We start from the raw sequence: 20,755 nt of genomic DNA, 5'->3' as shown, positions 1-20,755 counted from the left end.
CCAGCGTTCGTCCTGAGCCAGGATCAAACTCTCATATTAAAAGTTTAATCTACTCATAAGTCATTGACTGGCTTTTATTTACCTTAATTCTGTTTAATTTTCAAAGACCAAATCTTTTATTTTTCGCTGTCATCTGACAGCTTATTCAGTATAACAAGTTTATTTTTGTTTGTCAACACTCTTTTTAAAATTTCTTAACTAAAAATTAAAATTTTAAATTAAGTGAATAACTTTTTGTCGTCTTTTGCGACGACAAAAGATATATTATCAGACAAGCCTCTTATATGTAACTTTATTTTACACTGTATATATAAATTATATTTATTTATCTATCTATTTCTCCTATTTTCTAATTTATTTACATATTGATACTCCTGGTATTGTGTATTTTACTTTTAAGTATAATAAAAAGACTAAACCTTTATTAAGCAAGGAATTAGTCTTTTTATTAATTTATTTAATTATAATCATTATCATCTATATCATTATCTTCTATAGTCACATTATCTATATTATCTTCATCCATATCAATATCTTCATAATCATCTTCTACATCAACTTCTTCTTTGTGGTTGCAAGTCTTGTTTAAATCATTATCTTCAGTAATGTTAACTTTAGCCATAGCTACAATTTTTTCTTCATCTGTAGTTTTCATCAGAGTTACACCCATAGCATTTCTGCTTGTAGTAGATATATCAGACACATTGATTCTAATAGCTATTCCGCTATTATTTATTAGCATAATCTCTTCATCATCAGATACTAATCTTGCTCCTACTACCTTTCCTGTCTTTTCAGATATCTTATAAGTTATAACTCCTTTTCCTCCTCTTTTTTGAAGCGAATATTCTTCTATATGAGTTCTCTTACCATATCCATTTTCACTTACAACTAGAAGTTCTCCATCCTTTTGAGCTATTTCCATACCAACAACAGCATCGCCTTCTCTTAGAGTTATAGCTTTAACACCTGATGCAATCCTTCCCATAGGTCTTACATCTCTTTCATCAAATCTTATAGCATAACCATTTTTAGTGACATATATAATCTGACAATCACCTGTTGTAACTCTTACCCCTATAAGCTCATCATCTTCTCTTAAATTTATAGCATTTAATCCATTTTTTCTAATTGAGGCATATTTATCAAGAGAAGTCTTCTTTATAAGCCCATTCTTAGTAGCCATGATAAGATAGTTATCTTCATTAAAATCATTTAAGTATAAAACAGCTTGAATTTTTTCATTTGGGTTCAAAGGTATTAAATTTACTAGGTTCATTCCCTTAGCAGTTCTTCCTGCTTCTGGTATCTGATACGCTTTTAGTTGGTATGCTTTACCTAGATTTGTGAAGAAAATAATATTGCTGTGAGTTGATGTAGTTATTATATGCTCTACAAAGTCATCTTCCTTTGTAGACATAGCCTGTATTCCTCTGCCTCCACGTTTTTGAGCGCTATATGTTTCTATTGGCAATCTCTTTATATAACCAGCATGAGTTAATGTTATTACTACATCCTTATCTTCTATCAAATCTTCATCATCTATATCATCACTATTGCTAGATACAATCTCACTTCTTCTCTCATCGCCATATTTAATCTTAATTTCATTTAACTCATCTTTAATTATCTTTAATACTAAGGACTCATCTTGTAATATTTGTTCTAAATACTTTATAAGTTCCATTAAGTTATTATATTCTTCTTCTATCTTTTCTCTTTCAAGACCAGTAAGTCTTTGAAGTTTCATATCCAATATAGCTTGAGCTTGCTTTTCTGAAAGATTAAATTGGACAATAAGACCTTCTCTTGCCTCATTAGGAGTCTTAGAACTACGAATAAGGTCTATAACCTCATCAATATGGTCTAAAGCTATTCTTAATCCTTCTAAAATGTGAGCTCTTGCTAATGCTTTATTTAAATCAAATTGAGTTCTTCTTCTTATAACCTCTTCTTGGAATTCTAAATAATGCTTTAATATTTGTTTTAGATTTAGAACCTGAGGTTCTCCATTTACTAAAGCCAGCATTATTATTCCAAAACTATCCTGCATCTTTGTATGTTTATATAGCTGATTTAAAACTATATTGGCATTTGTGTCTCTTTTTAATTCAATAACTATTCTCATACCTTCTCTATCTGATTCATCTCTAAGGTCTGAGATTCCGTTTATTTTTTTATCTTTAACTAGAGCAGCTATGCTCTCAATAAGCTTTGCTTTATTTACTTGGTATGGTATCTCAGTAACTATGATTCTTTGTCTTCCCTTATGCTCCTCAATAGTAGCTCTTGCTCTAACAGTTATCTTTCCACGACCTGTTTCGTATGCCTTTCTTATTCCTGATTTACCTACAATAAGTCCGTAAGTTGGAAAATCTGGTCCCTTAATTTGAGTCATTAGTTCATCTATTGTAACATCTGGATTATCAATCAGCATACCTATTCCATTTATAACCTCAGTTAAGTTATGTGGTGGAATATTAGTAGCCATACCTACAGCTATACCAGCTGAACCATTTACAAGCAGATTAGGAAATCTTGATGGAAGAACTGTTGGCTCCTGTTCTTCTCCATCAAAGTTAGGCATAAAATCCACGGTTTCCTTGTTTATATCTCTTAACATCTCAGCTGTTATCTTCTGCATTCTGGCTTCTGTATACCTCATAGCAGCAGCGCCATCTCCATCTACAGAACCAAAGTTACCATGACCATCTACTAATGTATACCTGATAGAAAAGTCTTGTGCTAATCTAACTAATGCATCATATACAGCTGAATCTCCATGAGGATGGTACTTACCAAGAACATCCCCGACAATTCTTGCACATTTTCTGTATGGTTTATCTGGTGTTAATCCTAATTCATGCATAGAATAAAGTATTCTTCTATGAACAGGTTTCAAACCATCTCTTACATCAGGAAGTGCACGACCAACAATAACACTCATAGCGTAATCTATATAACTTTTTTTCATCTCTTGACTTATGTCTACTGGTAAAACATTACCTTGGTTGTTCATTTCAACACCTCTTCATTACCTTATATATCTAAGTTAACAACTTTCTTAGCATTTTCCTGTATGAATTCACGTCTAGGCTCTACTTTATCTCCCATTAGGATAGTAAAGATTTCATCTGCTACCATTGCATCTTCTATTGTAACTTGAAGCAATGTTCTTTTTTCCGGATCCATGGTAGTTTCCCATAATTGTTCCGCATTCATTTCCCCAAGACCTTTATATCTTTGAATATCAGTATTTTTATCTTTTCCGCCCATTTCTGTTAATATATTCTGAAGCTCATCATCAGAATAAGCATATCTCAATTCTTTTCCCCTTTGTATTCTATATAAAGGTGGTTGAGCTATATATACATGGCCCTTTTCCACTAATTCTTTCATGTATCTATAGAAGAAGGTTAATAAAAGAGTTCTTATATGAGCTCCATCTACATCGGCATCGGTCATTATTATTATTCTATCGTACCTTATTTTTTCTATATCAAAATCTTCTCCTATTCCCGCACCAAATGCTGTTATCATAGCCTTTATTGTATCAGAAGCTAATATTCTATCTAATCTCTGCTTTTCTATATTTAATATTTTACCTCTAAGTGGCAAAATAGCTTGAAATCTTCTATCTCTTCCTTGCTTTGCAGATCCACCCGCAGAATCTCCCTCTACGATATATATTTCACATTCCTTTGGATCCTTAGATGAGCAATCAGCAAGTTTACCTGGTAAAGTTGTACTTTCTAATACACTCTTTCTTCTAGTAAGTTCTCTCGCTCTTTTAGCAGCTTCTCTCGCTCTTGCTGCAGTTAGTGCCTTTTCTATAATAACTTTAGCAACAGCTGGATTTTCTTCTAAAAATGTATTTACACTTTCGGTTACTATAGAATCAACTATACCTCTTACTTCAGTATTTCCAAGCTTAGTTTTTGTTTGACCTTCAAATTGAGGGTCAGTAAGTTTTACTGATATTACTGCAGTAAGCCCTTCTCTTGTATCTTCTCCTGATAAGTTTTTATCATTTTCTTTTAAATAGCCATATCTTCTAGCATAATCATTTAACACTCTAGTTAAGGCAGTTTTAAACCCTGATAAGTGAGTTCCACCTTCAACTGTATCAATATTATTGGCAAAAGAAAATATATTTTCGCTATATGTGTCATTATACTGAAGAGCTACTTCAACAATATAATCATCCTTTTTTCCCTCTACATATATAGGTTCTGGATGAATTTTTTCTTTATTTCTATTTAAGTAAGATACAAAGGACTTAATTCCACCTTCATAATGGAACTCATCTTTTTTTATTTCTTCTCCTCTTTCATCGATTAAAGTTATTCTTATACCTTTATTTAAAAAAGCTAATTCTCTCAATCTTTGCGATAATGTATCATAATCAAATTCTAATTCCTCAAATATCTCATGGTCTGGTTTAAAATGCACTGTTGTACCATGACCATCATCATCACCAATAATATCAAGGCCAGTTATAGCCTTACCTCTCTCGTATTTCTGCTGCCATCTATGCCCTTCTCTTTTTACTTCTACTGTACAAAATTCAGATAAAGCATTAACAACTGATGCTCCAACTCCATGGAGACCTCCTGATACTTTATATCCTCCTCCACCGAATTTACCACCAGCATGGAGAACAGTCATTATAACTTCTACAGTTGGCTTATGCATTTTTGGATGCATCCCTACTGGCATCCCTCTTCCATCATCTTCAACAGTTATAGAATTACCCTTATGTATATATACATTTATGTTTTTACAAAATCCTGCTAAAGCCTCATCTATACTATTATCTACTATTTCATAAACTAAATGATGAAGCCCTCTAATTCCTGTGCTTCCAATGTACATTCCCGGTCTTTTTCTAACTGCTTCTAGACCTTCAAGTACTTGTATTTGCGATTCATCATAAACTTGTTTATTTTCCATGAATGCCCTCCTATCCTACTCTTTAGGTTCATAGAATATATTCTGAGTTCTTTTAGTTAAAGTGGAAGAAGATATAGGTGATAGATAAATTTTGCTCTTTTTATCCACTTCAGCAACAACAAAAGACTTTGGTGTATCTTTGGTTATTCTTTCTACAAATCCATCTTCTTCAGCCATTCTTAAAAATTGAATAGTATCTGTACTATACATGGTACTCTCTATGTCGAATATCCCTATTATATCTTTTAATGGAACTACTACATTTTCTCCTAAATGCAAAAACATAAATATCCTCCTTAAGTGACTCTTACTTAATCGTTCCATTGGTAACCGTAAAAACTTTTACGTCACTTTCCAAATAATTTTTAATATCAATTATCCCCGTACCCGTTATTATAGTCTGAACTTTTTTTATTGAATTTAAAATATATTTTTGTCTTTTTAAATCCAATTCCGAAAGAACATCATCTAGAAGAAGAATAGGATATTCTCCACTTTGTTCCTTTACTATCTCTAGTGACGCAAACTTAATAGATAGTACGGCAGTTCTTTGTTGTCCTTGAGAACCAAACTTTCTTGTATCTATATCATTTATAGTTATAGAGAAATCATCTCTATGTGGACCTAAAGTTGTCGTACCTCTTTCAAAATCCTTTTCTGCATTTTCTCTTAATAAATTAAAAAGTTCTTTTTCAATGTTATCATAATTTTTTATTGATGTATTATATTTAAAATTAATATTTTCACTTTCTGAAGTTATTTTTTCATGGATTTCTTTTGCTTTTTCATTCAGCTTTTGTATATATTTAATTCGCTCTTTTATTATAAAACCACCATAAATACTTAGCTGCTTATCATATATTTCAATTATATTTTTATCCTTATTCCACTTTCTTAAAACAGTATTTCTTTCATTTAAAACCTTATTATATTGTACTAGACTATAATAATACTTCTTATTAAGTTTGCTTAGTTCGATATCTATAAATTTTCTTCTATATGAGGGAGCTTCTTTAACTATCTTTAAATCTTCAGGAGAAAACATAACTACATTACATATTCCTATAAGATTTGAAATTGTATTTAGTTTTACTGAATTAACTCTTATTCCTTTTTTTCCCTCTTTAAAAATCTTTATATCTATTTTTTTATCTAACCTTTTCTTTGAAACATATATGCTAATATAAGCTTCTTTAGCTCCCCACTTTATTAACTCTTTATCTTTATTTGTTCTATGTGATTTACCAAGGCTACAGTAATATATGCTTTCAAGTATATTTGTTTTTCCTTGAGCATTATCCCCTATGAAAACATTCACCCCGCTGCTTAAGTTTAAAAATAAGTTTTTATAGTTTCTAAAATTCACCAAATTTAAACTTTTAATATACATAAAAACACCTATCATATAATTATAACATAAGATTATAACTTATTTTCTAAATAATTTTATATGTTTCACCATTAAATTCAACTATATCTCCTTTAAATAATTTTTTTCCTCTTCTTAATTCTTTTTCACCGTTTACCTTAACTTTTCCGTTTTGAATATAGAATTTTGCTTCTGAACCTAGTGAAACAACTCCAGCCCACTTTAAAAAAGAATCTAACTTAATAAACTCAGTTTCTATTTTTACTTCTTTCATATCTTGGTCCTCCAATTAATTTTTATTTATCTTTGTTAACTTCTTAACAACCTTACTGGTAACACCAAGTATGTGTATCCATTATTTTCCTTATTCTTGATTACACATGGACTTACACTACTATCAAATTCCATAACTATTTCTTCATCTTCTAGTATCTTTAATACATCTATAAGATATTTTGAATTAAATGCAATTTCTAATTCATTTCCTTGCAAAATTATGTTTAATTCTTCTCTTACCTTTCCCAATTGAGAATTAGATGTAATTATAAGTGTGTCATCCTTTATATCAAATTTTACTAAGTTGGTATTACCATCTTTGCCCATTAAAGAAGCTCTTTCTATACAATTTAGCAATTCAACTCTCTTAGCCGTTACTTTTAACTTATAATCTTCAGGAATTATAGAGTTATACTTTATGAACTCACCTTCTAATAATCTTGATATAATCTTAGTTTGACCTAAATTGAATAAAATGTGATTAGGTGTAAAAGTTATATTTACATTTTCATCATCATCACCTAATATTTTCGACACTTCATTAAATGTTTTTCCAGGAATAACTGCATTTATTGTATTTTCATTGTCTATGTTATTGCTTCTTAAAGCCAATCTATAGCCATCTAATGCAACTAAATTAAGTTTTTTGTCCTTAACTTCAAAAAGAATACCAGTTAAGATAGGTCTGGTTTCATCTTGAGCTGTTGCAAATATAGTTCCTTTTATCATGTTTTTTAATGTTTTTTGAGGAATACTGAATATTATATTCTCATTTATTTTTGGTAAACTTGGAAATTCCTCAGGATCCATATGAACAAGATCAAACTTGGACTTTTCACATATTATCTCTATTGAATTATTTTCTATAGTACTTATATTAACAGAACTATTAGGAAGTTTTCTAATTATTTCGCCGAATATTTTTGAGTCAACTGCCGTAGTACCTTCTTCCTCAACATCAGCTTCTATTTTTGTTTCTATACTTAAATCAATATCAGATCCTATTAAAGTTAAAGTATTGTCTTTTGCTGATATATATAGAGATTGTAGTATTGGCATTGGAGATTTTCCAGTTACAGCTTTTTGAGCTATTGATATAGCTTCTTGTAATTTATTTTTTGAGCATGTGAATTTCATTAAATATGCCTCCTTATTATTAACAGTAAATTTTTTATATAAAAGATTAGATAATTAAATAAATTATTTATAGTAGTAATAGTAATAGGGTATGTGAATATGTTGATAAGTCGTTCAACCTAAGGAGAATCGGAAAAAATAAAACAAAAATTATTGTGGATAATTTAAAAGAACCCCTTTATTTTTATCCACAATAAAATAGTAAAAAAATATATTTCAATTGTATCCACAATGCTGTATACATGATATTATAAACAATTGTTAGTTGTTATTAATTTTTTTGGTTAAATCATTAATAACGTTTCTTAAAGATTCGTCATTCTTTAAGTTTGTAGATATTTTTTCATAAGCATGTATTACTGTAGTATGGTCCCTTCCACCAAATTCTTCACCTATTTTAGGGAGAGACATATCAGTTAATTTTCTACTTAGGTACATAGCTATTTGTCTTGGAAAAGCTATGTTGCGTGTTCTTCTTGAAGATTTTAAATCTTCGATTTTTAAATTAAAGTAGTTTGAAACTACATCCTGAATAAGATCTATAGTCACTTGTTTATTTTCTTCATTGGATATTATATCTTTTAATGCTTCAGCAGCTAGTTCAACACTAATTTCCCTATTAGTTAATGAAGAATAAGCTACTGTTCTTATCAACGCTCCCTCAAGTTCCCTAATATTAGATTTTATCTTTGTAGCAATATATACCATAACATCATTAGGGATATTTAGTTTTTCTACATCTGCTTTCTTCTTTAATATTGCTATTCTTGTTTCAAAGTCAGGAGCTTGAATATCAGCAATTAGTCCCCACTCAAATCTAGAACGCAATCTATCTTCTAATGTAGGAATTTCTTTTGGAGGCCTATCACTAGAGAGAATAATTTGTTTATCAGCTTCATAAAGAGTATTAAAGGTGTGGAAAAATTCTTCTTGAGTACGTTCTTTACCAGCTATAAATTGACTATCATCTATTAATAAAACATCTACATTTCTGTATTTATTTCTAAATTCCTCATTTTTGTCATCTTTTATAGAGTTTATAAGTTCATTAGTAAATTTTTCAGATGAAACATAGACTACCTTTGCTTTTGGGTTGTTTTGCAATATGTAATGACCGATAGCATGCATTAGGTGAGTCTTACCAAGACCAACTCCTCCATATATAAATAGTGGATTATAAGCTTTAGCTGGAGCTTCTGCAACTGCTAGGGATGCAGCATGAGCAAATCTATTACTATTACCTATTACAAAAGAATCAAAAGTATATTTGGGATTTAGCATAGAAGACATTTCATCACTAACGATTATATTGCTTTTTTTTGCTTTACTACTCTTGGAAGTGTTGTTAATACTAGTTTTGTCATCACTAAGTTTATCTTCTGATGAAATTAAAAAATCAATATTATATTTTTTAGAAGTTATAAGTTTAATAGCATTAACAATTAAATCCTTATACCTACTTTCAAGAATGCCCCGAGTAAAGTCGTTAGGAACTTGTAATTTTATTGTATTTTGCTCTAAAGATATAGGAACTATGCTTTTTATCCATGTATTAAAACTTACTTCGGTAAGTTCACCTTTTATTATATTTAAGGTTTTATCCCAAAGTTGGTTTAATTGGGCATCCATTTCTTATCCTCCAGTCTATATAAAAATTATTTTTTATAATAAAATAATTATGTATAGTATACTAACAGAAAATTAACACATTATAAACAAGATATAAACCGTTATTATAGGTTGTTGACAAATATAAAAAAAAATATTCACATGTGTATAATAATGTTAATGAAATTACATGCAAAGTAGTTATTAACATATGAAAAAAATATATTATCAACATAGTTATACTTTGAATAAAATAAGAAAATAAGTCAAAAATAAAAAAATAAAATGCAGAGTTTAAGGGATATAGCACAAGTTATGCACAAAAATGTCCACAACCTGTGAATAACTTTATAAATATATAAATTATCAACAGCCTAACAATAATAATAGCAAAAGAACATCTACTCTTCAAGAACTTATCCACAAAAAAAGAGTTAATGAAGAAAAAAATATCAACAATCTACCACAATCTTGACAATAACAGGGGATATATATATAATTGAATGGTAAAACTGCTTTATAGTTGAAATAACTTGTTTTAAATATAAAGTGCCACGGTACATAAAGGGGGTGTATATATATGAAGATGACATACCAACCAAAAAAGAGACAGAGAAAAAAGGAACATGGTTTCAGAAAGAGAATGAAGACTTTATCTGGAAGAAATGTTCTTAGAAGAAGAAGACAAAAAGGAAGAAAAAGATTGACAGCATAAGATAAGGCCGCGGTGGTGGCCTTTTTCTGCAATTAGCAGAAAAAAAGGAGCACTTGCAATGAAAAAAAAGTATAAAATAAGAAAAAATGTAGAGTTTCGAAGAGTATATAGAAAAGGGAAATCATACTCTAATTCGTTATTAGTGTTGTATGTATTTAAGAATAACATGAATTTGGATACTACCAGAGTAGGAATATCTGTCAGTAAAAAGGTAGGAAATAGTGTAGTGAGAAGCAGAGTGAAGAGATTAATTAGTGAGAGCTATAGATTGAATCGAAAAAATTTAAAAAATGGATATGATTTGGTTTTTGTTGCGAGGAATGCTATAAAAGGAAAACGTTACAATGAAGTAGAAAGCTCGGTTATAAATCTGTTAAAAAGGGCAGGTCTATATCAATAATGTTGAAAATAATATTTATTAATGTAATAAAGTTTTATAGAAGGTATGTATCCCCTTTAAAAAGGCCTAGCTGCAGGTTTTATCCGACCTGCTCTCAGTATGCCATAGAAGCCATTGAAAGATATGGAGCTTTTAAGGGTGGTATAATGGCTATAAAAAGAATATTAAAATGCCATCCATTTAATCCGGGTGGATATGATCCAGTTAAATAGTTTGGAGGAGGTTTTTGTTTGGATATCTTTTTTATGAATTATGGATTATTGGCTTTAAAAACCAATTGGTTGAATAATGCCTTGGTACGATTTTTTGGTATAATACATAACGGGGTTCACAGTATTGTAGGCAATCCTAATATTTCTTATGGTTTAACTATAATTATAGTTACAATTATAATAAGATTATTATTGTTTCCATTAAACTATAAGCAAATTAGGTCTCAAGTTAAAATGAGTGAAATACAGCCTGAATTGAAGAAAATACAAGAAAAGTATAAGAATGATCCACAAAGGCAACAACAAGAAATGATGAAGCTTTATAAGGAGAATAACGTTAATCCTTTAGGTGGATGCCTTCCGCTTTTATTGCAGTGGCCTATACTTATAGCTTTATATTATGTATTTAATAATTTAGCTATAATTGAGCCTAATATAGCTAATGTAACTTTTTTGGGACTTAAATTAATGGGAACTGCAACATCAAATCCAGGAACATGGATATTGCCGATACTTTCAGGAATATTAACATATCTTTCTACTGCAATTATGACACCTGCTGGTACTGGAGATAATGCTCAAGCAAAACAGACAAGAAATATGAGTGTAGGAATGTCAATTTTTATAACATATATGAGTTTTAAGTTTACTTCAGCGTTAGTATTATATTGGGTAACAAACAGCTTATTCCAAATAGGTCAGACTTTAATTATGAAAGCTATGGAGAATAAAAAAACAGTAAAAGAAGGTTTGAAATAAATATTTGAAATAAATAAATGTTATAATTGTGCCTTATTTTGAGTTTAGGAAGGCTGGTGTATTGGGTATGAAATCTATACAGATGAATGGAAGAACTGTAGAAGAAGCTGTTCAAAATGCTTTAAGGGAGCTCAATGTAACCGAGGATAAAGTCAATATAAAAATTATAGATGAAGGTAGTAAAGGTTTGTTTAAGTTATTTAAAGGGAAAGATGCCATAATAGAAGTAACCCTTAAAAATGATTATATAGAAGATGCTAGGAAGTTTTTAAGAGAAGTTTTAAATGCCATGGGAATATTAGCTGAAATAGATATTAAAGAAAATGATGATATAATAAATATCAACCTAATAGGTCCTAACATGGGGTTGGTTATAGGGCATAGAGGAGAAACACTGGATTCCATTCAGTACTTAGTAAGTTTGGTTATTAATAAAAATAATAATGGTGAATATAAAAAGGTTATATTGGACACTGAAAACTATAGATCAAAGAGAGAAGAAACATTAAAAAGGCTTGCAACAAAAATAGCCTATAAAGTTAGAAAAACCAATAGAGCTGTAAAATTGGAGCCAATGAATCCTTATGAGAGAAGGATTATTCATGCTACTCTTCAAAATGATGCATATGTACTTACATATAGTGAAGGTGAAGAACCTTATAGAAAAGTAGTTGTTGATTTAAAAAAGAAAGCCTAGTATAAAAAGGCTTTCTTTTAATTTTTAATAAAAAATTTGGATATGTTCTAGGTAAATGCTAATATTAAATTTATAGAATAATACTTTTAGTTACTTTAGAAAAAAATAGTTAAAAGTATAGTATTGCTATTGAAATTATAGATGTATATATAGTAAACTTCAAACTTAGAGAGGGTGAAATTATGAAAGAATTTGACACTATAGCAGCTATTGCTACAAATTTAGGTGAGAGCGGAATATCAATAATAAGAGTTTCTGGAGATAAGGCTCTAAAAATAGTAAGCAGTATTTTTAAAGGTAAAAATGATAAAAAATTAGACGATATAAAGACATATACCATGAGATATGGATTTATTATAGATAAAGATACAGGTGAAACTTTAGATGAAGTTATAGTAAGCTATATGAAGGGACCTAGAAGTTTCACTGCTGAGGATACTGTAGAAATAAACTGTCATGGTGGAGTAGTAGTTACGAAAAGAATATTGGAAGAAGTTATAAAAGCAGGTGCGAGAATTGCAGAACCTGGGGAGTTTACTAAAAGGGCCTTTTTAAATGGAAGAATTGACTTAAGCCAAGCAGAAGCAGTAATTGATATAATAAGAGCTAAAACAGAACTAAGTGCGAAATCTGCTTTAGAGCAATCTAACGGTAAGATTTCCAGAGAAATAAAAGAGCTTAGACATGGACTTCTTGAAATTATAGCTTCCATAGAAGCTACTGTTGATTATCCTGAGGATGATCTAGAAGAGGTTACTTCTGAAAAGGCTAAAGCACAAGTTGAAGATATATTAAAATCAGTGGAAGCATTGTTAAATAGCGCTGATGAAGGTAAGATATTAAGAGAAGGACTAAATACTGTAATCGTTGGTAAACCAAATGTTGGAAAATCATCTCTTTTAAATGCTTTGCTTATGGAGTCTAGAGCTATTGTAACAGAGGTTCCAGGAACTACAAGAGATATAATAGAGGAATATATAAGCATAGATGGAATACCTATTAAAATCGTTGATACAGCAGGAATTAGAGAAACTGAAGATGTTGTTGAGAGAATAGGTGTAGAAAAATCAAGAGAAAAAATAGAAAGTGCTGATTTAGTAGTTTTGGTGTTAGACGCAAGTAGGAAAATAGATGAGGAAGATAAAGAAGTGATTGAATTTATTAAAGATAAAAAATATATAGTTTTACTTAATAAAACTGATTTAGAATTGCAGATAGATAAAGATTCAATTAAGGATTTGAACTCAGATTATATTATAGAAATTTCAGCAAAGACTGGTGAAGGATTAGATAAATTTAAACAAGTTATTAAAGAATTATTTTTTAGAGGAGAAGTTACAGCAAAGGAAGTAATGATTACTAATGCAAGACATAAAGAGGCCTTGATAAGAACTAGAGAAAGTTTAATTTCAGCTATAGGAGCTTTAGATAATACCTTTGCTATAGATTTAGCGTCTATTGATCTTAGAAATGCTTGGAGAAGTTTAGGGGAAATAAATGGTGATACAGTAGAAGAAGATATAATCGACACTATATTTTCTAAATTCTGTTTAGGAAAGTAACAGGAGGATATTATGAGATATTTTGCAGGTGAATTTGATATTGTTGTTATTGGAGCAGGTCATGCAGGTTGTGAAGCAGCTCTAGCTAGTGCTAGACTAGGAGCTAAGACTGGTGTATTTGTTACAGATTTAGCAAGTGTTGCTATGATGCCATGTAATCCAAATATTGGTGGTACAGCTAAAGGTCATTTAGTAAAAGAAATTGACGCTTTAGGCGGGCAAATGGGAATTAATATAGATAAAACATATATTCAATCTAGAATGCTCAATACATCTAAAGGACCAGCTGTTCACTCTCTTCGTGCTCAAGCGGATAAGCATAGATATGCTCAAACAATGAAGCATACTTTAGAAAAGACTGAAAATTTATATCTAAGACAAGGAGAAATTGTAGAAATAGATATAGAAGAAAATAAAGTTAAGGGTGTTTTAACTCGAAATGGGGCATATTATAAAGCAAAAGCTGTAATTTTGGCTACAGGAGTTTATTTGAAATCTAAAATAATAATTGGTGAAGTTGAATATGAAAGTGGTCCAAGTGGACTTATGGGAGCAAATTATTTATCAGATAGTTTAATAAAACATGGTATAAAATTAAGAAGATTTAAAACAGGGACTCCAGCTAGAATTAATAGGAGGTCTGTTGATTTTTCAAAGATGATTGAGCAAAAAGGTGATGAAGAAGTAGTGCCTTTTTCATTTATGAGTGAAAATATAGAAAGAGAACAAGTTTCCTGCTATTTAACTTATTCAACTGATAAAACTAAAAATGTTGTACTTGATAATATTGATAGATCTCCTTTATACAATGGTTCTATAAAAAGTGTTGGACCAAGATATTGTCCTTCCTTTGAAGATAAAATAATGAGATTTCCAGAGAAGCAGCAGCATCAGATATTTATTGAACCAGAAGGAGAAGATACAGAAGAAATGTATGTAGGAGGAATGTCAAGTTCTCTTCCAGAAGAAGTACAAGTTCAGATGATAAGAAGCGTAATAGGACTTGAAAATGCAGAAATTATGAGAACAGGATATGCTATAGAATATGACTGTATAGATCCTACTCAACTAAAGCTAAGTTTAGAGTTTAAGGAAATTAGTGGACTTTTTTCTGCAGGACAGATTAACGGAAGTTCTGGATATGAAGAAGCAGCTAGTCAGGGATTAATAGCAGGTATAAATGCAGCTTTAAAAATTCAAAATAAGGAGCCTCTGATTTTAAAGAGATCTGATGCTTATATAGGAGTTTTAATAGATGATTTAGTAACTAAAGGTACAGAAGAACCATATAGGATTATGACTTCTCGTTCAGAGTATAGATTATTGCTAAGACAGGATAATGCGGATCTTAGACTTACGGAAATTGGCCATAGAATTGGACTTGTAACTGAAGAGAGGTATGAAAAATTTTTAAAGAGGAAAAATGCTATAAATAGTGAACTTGAAAGAATAAAAAATCTTCAAATTACTAATAAACAAGAAGTTAATGAGTTCTTAGAAAAGTTGAATTCAGTACCTTTAAGAAAACCTATAAGCTTATATGAATTAATAAAGAGGCCTGAACTAAATTATTATTTGGTAGCTCCATTAGATCCAGAAAGACCAAATCTTTCAAAAGATGTTCAGGATCAGGTTAATATCATGGCAAAATATGAAGGATACATTCAAAAGCAATTAGAGCAAGTAGAGCAATTCAAAAAGATGGAGAATAAGCTAATTCCTGAGGAGTTTGATTATAATTCAGTTAAGGGACTTAGAATAGAAGCTGTTCAAAAGTTAAATAAAATGAGACCTGTAAATGTTGGTCAGGCATCTAGAATTTCAGGAGTATCTCCGGCTGATATATCAGTTCTTCTAATAGCTCTTGAGCAATATAATAAAACAGTGAATGCTAAGGAGGAATAATATAATTGGGTAAAGAATATTATGATATATTAACTGCTGCAGCTAGTAGTGTGGGCATGGAGTTTGATGATATAAAATATGAAAAGTTTATAAAATATAGAGATCTATTAAAAGAATGGAATGAAAAAGTTAATCTTACGGCTATAACAGAGGATGAAGAAATAATAAAGAAGCATTTTATAGATTGTATGAAAATATTTAAATTTAAACCATTAAAAGATGCAGGAAAAATTATTGACATAGGAACTGGAGGAGGATTTCCAGGTATACCAATAAAAATTATGAGACCAGATGTAGAAATTGTTTTATTAGATTCACTAAAAAAGAGAATAAATGTATTAAATGATATTTTAAAAAATATAGGAATTGAGGATGTATCTACTGTACATGGTAGAGCAGAAGATTATGCTCAAACTTCTGAGTATAGAGAAAAATTTGATGCAGTTGTTTCAAGAGCAGTAGCTAATTTGGCTGCACTAAGCGAATTTTGCTTACCTTATGTAAAAGTTGGAGGCTACTTTGTAGCTATGAAAGGTCCTTCTGTAGAAGATGAAGTTATAAATGCAAAAAGAGCTATTGGAATTTTAGGCGGCAAATTAGAGGATATTATGGAGGTTGAAATAGAAGATAGTGATTTAAATCATAACTTAGTGATCATTAAGAAAATAAAAAATACTCCTAAGCAGTATCCAAGAAAAGCAGGAATGGCTAATAAAAAACCTTTATAATGATTTCTGTGTTTTGATTATTAAGAAATTCATATAATTTCACAACATAGCTTAGTGCACTAAATGAAGGGATGGGGAAGTTATGCAAAAAGATGTGAAATATATATCTATTGGTGCCATTGTTCCTAATGCTTATCAGCCAAGAAAGTACTTTAATGAAGAGACAATTGAGGAATTGGCTCAATCTATAAGAGCTTATGGAATAATTCAACCTATTTCTGTAAGAAAATTAGAGGAAGATAAATATGAAATTATTGCAGGCGAAAGAAGATTTAGAGCGGCAAAAAAGATAGGTCTTCAAGAAGTACCAGTTATAATTGTAGATATTGATGACAAGGACTCTGCTGCAATTGCCCTATTAGAAAATATTCAAAGAGAAGACTTAAATTTTTTAGAAGAAGCACAAGCTTACTATAATTTAATAAAAGAGTATAATTATACTCAAGAACAGCTTGCAGAGATAATTGGAAAGAAGCAGTCTACTATAGCAAATAAATTAAGAATTTTGAAGTTAGATGAAAAAATAACAAAAATGATATTAGAGAATAATTTAACAGAAAGGCATGCAAGAGCTTTATTAAAATTGCCTACTATTGAATTGCAGGAAGAAGTTATAAAAACTGTTATAAAAAGAGGATTAAATGTAAGAGCAACCGAGGAATTAATAAATAAACAATTGCTAAAAATGAGCGGTAAGGAACTTGCTGCTGATGGCAAGAAAAAAATTAAGGGAATATTTAATGCAAGAATATATGTCAATACAGTAAAGCAGGTTTTTGACAAATATGGTGTACGAGCTACTTATAGGAGCAAGGAATTAGATGATAAAATTCAAATTATAATAGATGTGCCTAAAAAATAGAATTTATTTTAAAGTATTATTTAGCTTTGACTAGTAATTTGAAATACTATTTTAAATTTTTAATGTTTCACGTGAAACAAGCACTTAAATTTCTATCATTAAGAAATTTAAGTGTTTTTTTACTTTTTAATATTTATAAATATATTATAAGATATTATAATGGATATAATGGCTAATATTTATATATAAAAATCACAAAAAAAATAGTATGTACTTTAAATTAGGGGGGGATGAGATGAAGACTATATGTATTTTTAATCAGAAAGGCGGAGTTGGAAAAACAACTACTAATATAAATTTATGTTCCAATTTAGCTATGAATGGACATAAAGTATTAGCTATAGATATAGATCCTCAGGGGAATACCACAAGTGGTCTTGGAATCGATAAAAAAAGTATACAGTACTCTATTTATGACGTATTAGCTTCTGATGTTTCAATTAAAGATGCTATTATTAAAAGTGAACTTATCAATAATTTGTACATACTTCCGTCCAATATGGAATTAGTAGGAGCAGAAATTGAATTAATAGATAAAGAAGGTAGGGAAACTATTTTAAGACGAGAAATAGAAGGTTTAGAAGATGAATTTGAGTTTATATTCATAGATTGTCCGCCATCTCTAGGCTTTTTAACCATAAATGCTTTAAGTGCTGCTAATAGTGTTTTAATTCCTATACAGTGCGAATTTTATGCTTTAGAAGGAGTAAGTCAGCTAATTAGTACTATTCAACTTGTTAAAAAGTCTTTAAATAAGAACCTAGATATTGAAGGAGTCTTATTAAGCATGTATGATAGCAGAACTAAATTATGTAATGAAGTTGCAGCGGAGGTTAGTAAATACTTTAAGGACAAAGTTTATAAGACAACCATCCCTAGGAATATAAGATTAGCAGAAGCGCCAAGTTTTGGTTTACCTATTATGCTTTATGATGATAAGTGCAGAGGAGCTGAAGCATATGAAAAATTGGCAAAGGAATTTTTAAAAAAACAAGGAGCGTGATAATCATTGACTAAGAAATACGGATTAGGTAAAGGATTAGGTGCATTAATACCTGATGAAGCTTCGCATGAAGATTCAATAATGAAAATTGATATTAACCTGATAAAGGCTAATAGTGATCAGCCAAGAAAAAATTTCGATGAAGAAAAGATTATTCAACTAGCAGAATCTATTAAGGAACATGGAATAATTCAACCATTAGTTTTAAAGAAAGAAGGAAGATTTTATACTATAATTGCTGGAGAAAGAAGATGGAGAGCGGCAAAAAGCATAGGATTGAAAGAAGTTCCTGCAGTAATTTTAGATTTAAATGATAAGGAAGTACTAGAAGTTTCTTTGATAGAAAATATTCAAAGAGAAGATTTAAATCCTATTGAAGAGGCAGTAGCTTATAAAAAGCTCATTAATGACTTTTCTTTAACTCAAGAAGAGCTTAGTAAAAGAATTGGTAAGTCTAGAACAGCAATTGCAAATTGCATGAGGTTATTAAATTTAGATACTAGAGTTCAAGAATATCTCATAGATGGTGTAATTAGTGAAGGGCATGGAAGAGCATTGTTAGCTGTGGAAGATAAAGATATTCAGTATAAATTAGCTCAAACCATAATTGATGAATCCTTAAGTGTTAGGCAAATCGAAGCACTTATTAGAAATATGAACAAAAAGAAGCCTGAGAAAACTGTTAATAAAGAGAAGGCTATTAATCCTTATTATGCAGATATAGAAAGCAAATTGGAAAATCTATTCAATACTAAAGTAAGCATAACTTCTAAAGGTAAAAAAGGTAAAATTCAAATAGAATATTATTCAGAAGAAGAATTACAAAGAATTATTGATATATTAAATTTATAATTGTTTCACGTGAAACACAGTTTAGAGGAGGACATAATAAATGAAAGAGATATTAGACATTTTAGAGAAATTTCAACCATACGTAATAGCCGGTCTTTTCATTATTACAGTAATATTAATCATAGTTATATTAGTCATTTTAAGCTCTATTAATAAATTAGAAAACAAGTATAGAAAATTAACTAGAGGAGTTAATAATAAAAATTTAGAAGAGGTTGTATTAAGCTATTTTGATAGAATAGATGCAGTAGAAGAAAAGACAGAAGAAATAAAATCTCAACATGAAGAATTAATTAATAGAATAAAAAATTGCACTCAAAAAGTTTCTATTGTAAGATACAAAGCTTTTGAGGATGTGGGAAGCGATTTAAGTTTTTCAATAGCTATGTTGAACGGCAATAATGATGGAATTGTACTTACAGGAATTTACGGAAGAGATGAAAGTGTGGTTTATGCAAAGCCAATAGATAAAGGAATTTCAAGATATGACCTTTCAGAGGAGGAAGAACAAGTTTTATTAGAGGCTTGTAATAAGGTAAATTAAAATACAAATAAGCTCCAAAGATAATTATCTCTGGAGCTTATTTGTATTTAATTTTTAAACTTTCAATAGTATTAGATAGTGTTAGATTAAAGTTGGATTTTTTTTTGCTTCCTACTGTTTTTAGTATAGAATGATATATTCCTCGAGAAATAACATCAGCTAAATGCATGACTGTATATAATCTTGTGTTTTGAAGAACCATAAATTCTAAAGTGCCTGACATATTTACAATTCCTGTTATACTTAGGTTTCCAACTGAGGGCAGGTCCTTATTCATTGCTGATCCTGGAGATAAAGGCTTTTCTTCTATAACTATATTTCCGATATTTTGAAAACTACCAAGACATGCATCTATAGCTATTATGTATGGATCATTATATTTAAGATTTATTTCCTCTATTACTGAACACAAATTTTTAGCATGAACAGGATTCTCTAAAGTCCCATATAAAACAAATTCATCACTAAGAATATTCTGTAATTTATGTCCTATTAGTGGTCCAAGGCTATCTCCAGTTGATCTATCTGTACCAATACAAAGGAAAATAATAGGACGTTTAGATTTTAATATTTTGATGAGTTTTTCAGAAAGAATATCTCTAAGCTTATATACTGAATCTATTTCCATGGAGTTTAAAGTCAATTTGCTACTCATTACAAAACCTCCTTTTCCATAATTATTTACAAAAGTAAGATTTTTATACTTTAAATATTTAAGGAGTTAATAGAATATTTATAAAGATATGATAGGCATGATATAATTTAATATATTATGTTATAATTAGGGTACATGAAAAACTTAAATGGAAAGGGGTTAAGGTATGATAAAGGAATTTTATTTAGGGGATATAGTTGAAATGAAAAAACAACATCCATGTGGAAGTAAAGAATGGGAAGTAATAAGATTAGGGGCAGATATAAAGATTAAATGTTTAGGATGCAATAGAATAGTTATGCTACCAAGAAGTCAATTTCAAAAGAGAGTAAAGAAAATAATAAAACAAAATTCACCACAAGATCAACAAGATAGTGTTTAAAACGACTTAACTTAAATTGCAATATTAAATGCAACACCCCTGTGAAAAAATCATGTAGAATAGGACTGACAATAGTCAAAATCAGCCTTAAGCCCATCTTAATAATAACAGGAGATGGAGTGCATGGGTTTGTCAA

Annotated in this window: 21 protein-coding genes; 13 read left to right on the top strand and 8 right to left on the bottom strand. The window is 29.9% G+C overall.

Annotated elements, in window-relative coordinates; genetic code table 11:
- Nucleotides 1–457: 457 nt before the first annotated feature.
- The 7 genes from gyrA to dnaA all read right to left on the bottom strand — a co-directional run bounded on the left by gyrA (nucleotide 458) and on the right by dnaA (nucleotide 9,364).
- A complete protein-coding gene (gene gyrA, locus CPAL_RS08900) occupies nucleotides 458–3,019 on the bottom strand; it encodes a DNA gyrase subunit A (protein ID WP_106024448.1) in 2,562 nt (853 codons plus the stop codon).
- Between the two features lie 20 nt (nucleotides 3,020–3,039).
- The gene (gyrB, locus tag CPAL_RS08895; protein WP_106024447.1) at nucleotides 3,040–4,953 is read right to left on the bottom strand and encodes a DNA topoisomerase (ATP-hydrolyzing) subunit B; all 1,914 of its coding nucleotides are present in this window, start codon (nucleotides 4,951–4,953) and stop codon (nucleotides 3,040–3,042) included.
- A gap of 15 nt (nucleotides 4,954–4,968) precedes the next feature.
- Complete coding sequence (gene remB / locus CPAL_RS08890; RefSeq protein ID WP_061859095.1) at nucleotides 4,969–5,238, bottom strand: extracellular matrix regulator RemB; 270 nt, start codon at nucleotides 5,236–5,238, stop codon at nucleotides 4,969–4,971.
- Between the two features lie 22 nt (nucleotides 5,239–5,260).
- Nucleotides 5,261–6,343, bottom strand: a complete 1,083-nt coding sequence (gene recF / locus CPAL_RS08885) for a DNA replication/repair protein RecF (RefSeq protein WP_106024446.1) — start codon at nucleotides 6,341–6,343, stop codon at nucleotides 5,261–5,263.
- 46 nt (nucleotides 6,344–6,389) lie between these two features.
- Nucleotides 6,390–6,596 carry a S4 domain-containing protein YaaA gene (gene yaaA / locus CPAL_RS08880; protein WP_061859097.1) on the bottom strand — a complete coding sequence of 69 codons (207 nt, stop codon included), beginning with the start codon at nucleotides 6,594–6,596 and terminating at the stop codon, nucleotides 6,390–6,392.
- Between the two features lie 35 nt (nucleotides 6,597–6,631).
- On the bottom strand, nucleotides 6,632–7,735 hold the full coding sequence (dnaN, locus tag CPAL_RS08875) for a DNA polymerase III subunit beta (protein WP_061859098.1): 1,104 nt from the start codon (nucleotides 7,733–7,735) through the stop codon (nucleotides 6,632–6,634).
- Nucleotides 7,736–7,996: 261 nt separating this feature from the next.
- A complete protein-coding gene (dnaA, locus tag CPAL_RS08870) occupies nucleotides 7,997–9,364 on the bottom strand; it encodes a chromosomal replication initiator protein DnaA (RefSeq protein WP_061859099.1) in 1,368 nt (455 codons plus the stop codon).
- Between the two features lie 559 nt (nucleotides 9,365–9,923).
- Here dnaA and rpmH point away from each other — a divergent pair.
- From rpmH to CPAL_RS08810, 12 genes are all read left to right on the top strand, one after another.
- The gene (gene rpmH, locus CPAL_RS08865) at nucleotides 9,924–10,058 is read left to right on the top strand and encodes a 50S ribosomal protein L34 (RefSeq protein ID WP_061859100.1); all 135 of its coding nucleotides are present in this window, start codon (nucleotides 9,924–9,926) and stop codon (nucleotides 10,056–10,058) included.
- 58 nt (nucleotides 10,059–10,116) lie between these two features.
- Nucleotides 10,117–10,458, top strand: a complete 342-nt coding sequence (rnpA, locus tag CPAL_RS08860; protein ID WP_061859101.1) for a ribonuclease P protein component — start codon at nucleotides 10,117–10,119, stop codon at nucleotides 10,456–10,458.
- Nucleotides 10,458–10,670 (top strand): membrane protein insertion efficiency factor YidD, encoded by a 213-nt coding sequence (yidD, locus tag CPAL_RS08855; RefSeq protein WP_420535941.1) that lies wholly within the window; start codon nucleotides 10,458–10,460, stop codon nucleotides 10,668–10,670. Before rnpA ends, yidD begins: the two co-directional genes overlap by 1 nt.
- Nucleotides 10,671–10,703: 33 nt before the next feature.
- Nucleotides 10,704–11,429, top strand: a complete 726-nt coding sequence (gene yidC, locus CPAL_RS08850) for a membrane protein insertase YidC (protein ID WP_061859139.1) — start codon at nucleotides 10,704–10,706, stop codon at nucleotides 11,427–11,429.
- Between the two features lie 67 nt (nucleotides 11,430–11,496).
- On the top strand, nucleotides 11,497–12,126 hold the full coding sequence (gene jag / locus CPAL_RS08845) for an RNA-binding cell elongation regulator Jag/EloR (protein WP_061859140.1): 630 nt from the start codon (nucleotides 11,497–11,499) through the stop codon (nucleotides 12,124–12,126).
- Between the two features lie 182 nt (nucleotides 12,127–12,308).
- Nucleotides 12,309–13,688 (top strand): tRNA uridine-5-carboxymethylaminomethyl(34) synthesis GTPase MnmE, encoded by a 1,380-nt coding sequence (mnmE, locus tag CPAL_RS08840; protein WP_061859102.1) that lies wholly within the window; start codon nucleotides 12,309–12,311, stop codon nucleotides 13,686–13,688.
- Nucleotides 13,689–13,700: 12 nt separating this feature from the next.
- Nucleotides 13,701–15,593 carry a tRNA uridine-5-carboxymethylaminomethyl(34) synthesis enzyme MnmG gene (mnmG, locus tag CPAL_RS08835; RefSeq protein WP_061859103.1) on the top strand — a complete coding sequence of 631 codons (1,893 nt, stop codon included), beginning with the start codon at nucleotides 13,701–13,703 and terminating at the stop codon, nucleotides 15,591–15,593.
- Between the two features lie 56 nt (nucleotides 15,594–15,649).
- Nucleotides 15,650–16,321 (top strand): 16S rRNA (guanine(527)-N(7))-methyltransferase RsmG, encoded by a 672-nt coding sequence (rsmG, locus tag CPAL_RS08830; protein ID WP_061859141.1) that lies wholly within the window; start codon nucleotides 15,650–15,652, stop codon nucleotides 16,319–16,321.
- 82 nt (nucleotides 16,322–16,403) lie between these two features.
- Entirely contained in the window at nucleotides 16,404–17,183 is a 780-nt protein-coding gene (noc, locus tag CPAL_RS08825; protein ID WP_061859104.1) for a nucleoid occlusion protein, read from the top strand.
- Nucleotides 17,184–17,418: 235 nt separating this feature from the next.
- Nucleotides 17,419–18,186, top strand: coding sequence for a ParA family protein (locus CPAL_RS08820; protein ID WP_061859105.1), 768 nt, complete (start codon nucleotides 17,419–17,421; stop codon nucleotides 18,184–18,186).
- 6 nt (nucleotides 18,187–18,192) lie between these two features.
- A complete protein-coding gene (locus CPAL_RS08815; RefSeq protein ID WP_061859106.1) occupies nucleotides 18,193–19,038 on the top strand; it encodes a ParB/RepB/Spo0J family partition protein in 846 nt (281 codons plus the stop codon).
- A gap of 40 nt (nucleotides 19,039–19,078) precedes the next feature.
- On the top strand, nucleotides 19,079–19,582 hold the full coding sequence (locus CPAL_RS08810) for a DUF4446 family protein (protein WP_061859107.1): 504 nt from the start codon (nucleotides 19,079–19,081) through the stop codon (nucleotides 19,580–19,582).
- 37 nt (nucleotides 19,583–19,619) lie between these two features.
- Here the strand turns inward: CPAL_RS08810 and yyaC are convergent, their stop codons facing one another.
- Nucleotides 19,620–20,237, bottom strand: coding sequence for a spore protease YyaC (gene yyaC / locus CPAL_RS08805; RefSeq protein WP_061859108.1), 618 nt, complete (start codon nucleotides 20,235–20,237; stop codon nucleotides 19,620–19,622).
- 166 nt (nucleotides 20,238–20,403) lie between these two features.
- Here yyaC and CPAL_RS08800 point away from each other — a divergent pair, with 166 nt between their 5' ends.
- Complete coding sequence (locus CPAL_RS08800) at nucleotides 20,404–20,619, top strand: DUF951 domain-containing protein (protein ID WP_061859109.1); 216 nt, start codon at nucleotides 20,404–20,406, stop codon at nucleotides 20,617–20,619.
- Nucleotides 20,620–20,755 lie beyond the last annotated feature (136 nt).

The sequence above is a fragment of the Clostridium thermopalmarium DSM 5974 genome (assembly GCF_002995795.1).
Taxonomy (GTDB): Bacteria; Bacillota; Clostridia; order Clostridiales; family Clostridiaceae; genus Clostridium_H; species Clostridium_H thermopalmarium.
The sequence above is the reverse complement of the archived record's forward strand: the minus strand, read 5'-3'. Positions and strand labels throughout refer to the sequence as shown.